1 protein-coding gene and 2 pseudogenes are annotated in these 3,410 nt (G+C 73.8%); all 3 read right to left on the bottom strand.

Translation table 11 applies throughout. The features are described 5' to 3' along the window. Nucleotides 1-960 (bottom strand): annotated as a pseudogene (locus ACLEQD_RS39675) (serine/threonine-protein kinase); the annotation flags it as partial. Between the two features lie 3 nt (nt 961-963). Beyond that, nucleotides 964-2,529, bottom strand: coding sequence for a hypothetical protein (locus ACLEQD_RS39670; protein WP_410391116.1), 1,566 nt, complete (start codon nt 2,527-2,529; stop codon nt 964-966). Between the two features lie 119 nt (nt 2,530-2,648). Further along, nucleotides 2,649-3,410 (bottom strand): annotated as a pseudogene (locus ACLEQD_RS39665) (serine/threonine-protein kinase PknK); the annotation flags it as partial.

Raw genomic sequence — 3,410 nt, 5'->3', positions numbered from 1 at the left:
CCATCGCGGCGGGGCCCGGCTCCCCCGTCAGCCGGGCCTCCACGTACAGCCCCACCGCGCGCGGCACCTCCACCGGCGCCGCGCCGCCCAGCACCGCGCCCTCGAGGTCCTCCAGCAGCGCGTCCACGTCCGGGTAGCGCTCCTCGCGCGCCTTGCGCAGGCACCGCAGCACGACGGCGTCCAGCGCGGCGGACACCGGCGCGTGCTCGCCCGGACGCGGCGCAGGGGCGTGCAGGTGCTGCTGCTCCACCTCGTGGCGGGTGGTGCCCTGGAAGGGCGGCATGCCCGTGAGCAGCTGGAAGAGGAGCACGCCCACGGCGTACAGTCCGTGCGCGCGTCCGGCACCTCGCCGCGGATCTGCTCCGGCGCCATGGACAGCGGCGTGCCCAGCACCACGCCGGTGTGCGTGAGCGACGAGCTGCCCGGGGCGCCCGGCACCAGCCCCTTCGCCACGCCGAAGTCCACCAGCTTCACGGCAGGGCCGCCGCGTCCGGGCGCGAGCCGCACCACGTTCTGCGCCTTCAGGTCGCGGTGCACCACGCCCGCGCCGTGCGCCACCCGCAGCGCCGCGCCCACCTGCTCATCACCGCCAGCACTCGCGCGGGACAGGCCCGCGCGTGCCAGCTCCGCCGCCAGGTCCTGGCCCTCCAGCCACTCCATGGCGATGAAGGGCCGGCCGTCCGACAGCTCGCCGTACCCCAGCACCGTGACGATGTGCGGGTGGCTCAGCCGCTGCAACGTGGCCGCCTCGCGCCGGAAGCGCCGCAGCGCCACCGCTGCCGCGGCCACCTGCGGGTGCAGCACCTTCAGCGCTGCGGGCACGCCGGTTCGCGCGTGCCGCGCCCGGTACAGCGCGGACACGGGGCCCTGCACCTGGACGCGGTCCACGACCCACTCGCCCACGAGCGCGCCGGGCCGCAGCTCCTCACCGTAGAGGGCCTCCTCGCCGTTGCCCGCCATGGGCTAGCGCTTGCTCGTGGAGCCGTCCTGGGGCGGCGGCGGTTCCGACCTGCGCTTGCACAGGTCGCGGTGCTGGGCATCCACCAGGTCGCACGCGCCGTTGAGGTAGACGGTGGCGGGCTCCGTCCAGAGGGTGTTGGACGCGTCCCGGCACTTCTCGAAGTCGCCGTCGCCGGACAGCAGCGGACCGTCCTGCACCTCGCACCGGTTCGTGGCCACCGCGTCGCTGCCCCAGCACGGCCCCGTCACCCTGGCCGCGCAGTCCGCGTGCGTGTCCGGCAGCGCGCACACGCGGTAGGTCGCGTACGCCAGGCCGGACACCCAACCCGGGTCGTAGCAGGCGTAGAGGTCCTTGAAGATGGGCTCCGTCTGGGGAGACGGCGGCCGGTTGATGACGTAGCCGTCCCGCTTCCCCGCCGCCAGCGTCACGGTCACGTTGATGTCGTCGCGCAGCGCGTGCCTTCCGAAGAGGTTGCCGTAGAAGGCGCCCTCGCGGATCCGGTACACGCCGCGCTCGGAGAGCGGGGCCTGCACGCCGGCCGTGAAGCCCACGTTCGCCGTGCCCTCCACGGCGCTGTCCCAGGGCGCCGTCATCACCGTGAAGTACCCGCCCGACGACGGACAGCTGAAGCTCACGGAGGGGTCCGTGGCGGCGGAAGGCAGGGGGTTCGTGGAGCCGGCCGAGCAGCCCTGGCTGGAGGCCACGTGCCGCGTGTCAACGCTGTCACAGCCGGCGATGCCCCGGCACACGCGCAGCACCATGCGCGCGTCCGAGCTGGAGCCCAGCGGCGCCCCGGAGGGGCAGCTCGGCGGGCCTCCCGCGCCCACGGCGATGGTCTGACCCGCGGGGCACCAGCCCACCGAGTGCATCGTCCAGCCGCAGTCCCGCCCCGCGCCAAACGTCTGGCTCGCGCACGGCACCGAGCTGCTCACCGGCGCGGGCGCGGTCGGCAGCTGGTCGATGGGCTGCGTCCACGCATCCAGCGTGAACGGCTCCGCGAGGGAGAGGGCGGGCTCGTGGAGCTCGCCGCGCATGGACAGCTCCACGCGGAAGCCCCGGCTGTTGTTGCGCGCCAGGAGGCAGGCCGTCACGCGCTTGAGGCACGCGTCACCCGGCGCCCCCGTGCGCCACCACGGACAGAGGCCCGCGGAGCCCGCCCATTCACTGCGCTGCGAGCCGGAGGGCTGCAAGGGATCGAGCCACTCGAGGGTCTCCCCTTCGCCCAGCGCACAGCCCACCAGGTACGCCATGAAGCGCTGCGCGAACGGGTCGCGCAGCTGGTTCTGCATGAGCGTCACCTCACCGCTGGGGACCATCACGTCGGGGTCGAAGAGGGACTCCAGCGCGCTGGTGGCCAGCGCCTCGTTGGCGTCGTGGTTCGCGGCGATGGCGTTGACCACCAGCTCCTGCGTCGTGAGCGAGTTGGCGATGCGGATGTCCGACTCACGCGCGCCGAGCTGCTCTTCGGCACGGGGGCTCACGCCGGTCCCGTCCGGGAGCGAGGGCTCGCAGCCGGTCAGGGCCAGCAAGAGGAAACACCAGGGGACTCGGAGGACGGAGGAGGCCATCGCGCGAACACTCCTTGGGCAGGACTCGGAAATGGGATGCGAAGGAAACCCCAGGCGCGGCCTTCTTGTCTCCCTGTAGCGCGAAAGGTTACGGGCGCGGACCTGTGTAGCGATTCCCGTTACAGCGCTGCCGGTGCGAGCGCGGCACGCAGTGCGTGGAAACACGTAGCCCACAGAGGGGCTTCCGCCACGGCGGGCGCGGCACGTTCGAGCCACGCGCGGGCCTCGTCCATGGCCCCCGTGCGGCGCGCGCTGCCGGTGGCCTGCAGGAGGATCTCCGCCTTCTCGTCCGGCGAGGCCAGCGCGTCCGCTTCCGCGTGAAGCGCCTCCCAATCCGTTGCACGGAAGGCGCCCGCGGTCCGCTGATGGACCTGGAGCTCCACGAGGCGCCGCATGATGGCGGTGGGCGGCAGGGACTCCGGCGGACAGCGCTGGGAGATCCAGGCGAGCTGCCGGGCTGCCGCCGCCTCGTCCCCCGCGGCGGCCTGGATGCGGGCGAGGAGCAGCGCGTCCACGGGCACGGGGTGTTCGCGGAAGAAGCGCACGCCCAGCTCGTACGCGCGCTGCGCCAGGGGGAGCGCTTCGTCCAGGCGGCCCTGCATGTAGAGGACCTCCGCCAGGTTGAACGTGGACCAGCGCTCCATCTGCGCGTGGGCCAGCTCGCGGCCCAGGGCCGTGGCGCGGCGCAGGTCGGCCTCCATGCGCGGCACGTCGCCCTGGCGGAGCCACAGGAGGACGCGGTTGCTCAGCACGGCGGCCTTGTGCAGCCCGTCGCCCGCGGCCTCGCAGCGCTCCAGGGCCTCGTCGAAGCGCGCGGCGGCTTCCGGGCGCGGTCCAGGAAGGTGAGCGCGGCGCCCAGCAGGGCCAGCGACACGACCAGC

Source organism: Corallococcus sp. 4LFB, from assembly GCF_046520365.1.
Classification (GTDB): domain Bacteria; phylum Myxococcota; class Myxococcia; order Myxococcales; family Myxococcaceae; genus Corallococcus; species Corallococcus caeni.
Note: the sequence above shows the minus strand (reverse complement) of the source record. Positions and strands in the feature narration are given on the sequence as shown.